This window comes from Nocardiopsis synnemataformans, assembly GCF_965343085.1.
Taxonomy (GTDB): Bacteria; Actinomycetota; Actinomycetes; order Streptosporangiales; family Streptosporangiaceae; genus Nocardiopsis; species Nocardiopsis alborubida.
In genome coordinates, this window is the sequence record NZ_CBDRFA010000172.1 from 1 (window position 1) to 1246 (window position 1246).

At 69.3% G+C, this 1246-nt stretch carries 1 protein-coding gene; it reads right to left on the reverse strand.

All coding sequences use genetic code 11. The features are described from left to right. Nucleotides 1-1246: SpnB-like Rossmann fold domain-containing protein (locus ACSIH6_RS39300; protein ID WP_435113966.1), on the reverse strand; the 1246-nt coding region annotated here is incomplete at both ends.

Genomic DNA, 1246 nt, shown 5'->3' on the forward strand with positions numbered 1-1246 from the left:
ATCACCAGAGCCACCGGTGACCAGCACCGTGTCCCGGAAGCGCCACGTCGGCGGAGCGGCGTCACTCCGGGTGGATCGCACGAGTCGGCGGACGTGCACGCCGGAGGCCCGCAACGCCACCTGGTCCTCACCGTCGAAACCGGCCACGACCGCGCACAGCCGGTCCAGCGTCCGGTTGTCCATGTGGGTGGGAAGGTCCACCAGACCACCCCACCGATCGGGGTGTTCCAGAGCCGCACACCGTCCGAGCCCCCACACCAGCGCCTGAACCGGGTTCTCCAACCGTTCGGAGCCGCTGACAGACACCGCGCCCCGCGTCACCGCCCACACCGGAGCTTCGACACCCGCCTCAGGCAGGGCCTTGAGCAGATTCACCGTCGCAGCCGACCCCAACCGCAACACCGGGTGCTCCGAACACGCCTCCTCGTCCAGCCCGAGGAGGGAGACGATCCCGGTGATCGCAGGTGTACCCCGCCGCTCAGACGCACCGGCTGCTCCGGACACAGCGGTCTTGAGGCACTCGGCCAGGGCCACGGGATCAGTGGCCTGCTCCAGGGTCAGGGCGACGGGCAACGTGCTCGCACCGGCCCGGCCAAGGGCGTCGGTGATCGCCACGGCCTCCTTCTCGCCCACCGTCCGACTGGTGAGGACGAGCCAGGTCCCGTCCAGACGTGCCGGTCCCGGGTCAGGGCAGCGTTTCCAGGTGACGTCGTAACGCCAGTCCAGAACCTCGGAGTGCTCTCGGTGACGCTGCCGCCAAGCGGACAAGGCCGGAAGGAGCGTGCTGAGCGAGAACTCCTGTCGTCCGTCAACACCCAGTGTCGCGGCGAGGACGTCAACGTCCTCACTTTCGAGTGCCTCCCACAGGGCGGAATCCACCAGGACCGCTTCACTGGCCGGTGCCTCAGTGGACGCGACAGGCTGCGCCCAGTAGTGCTGGTGTTGGAAGGCGTAGGTGGGCAGGTCCACCCGGCGGGGAGCACGGCCGCTCCCGGCCAGACCGGTGAAGACCGCCTCCCAATCCACGGCCGCGCCACCCACATGAGCCGCACCCAACGAGGACAGGAAACGACCGGCCCCGCCCTCATCACGGCGCAAGGACGGCACCACCACAGCCGAAGCGGCCTCCGCCTCGTCGACGGCCTCCTGAACACCGATGGTCAGCACCGGATGAGCACTGGCCTCCACGAACAGGGAGTGCCCCGACTCCAGAAGAGACCCCACCGCGCTGGAGAAGCGCACCGGG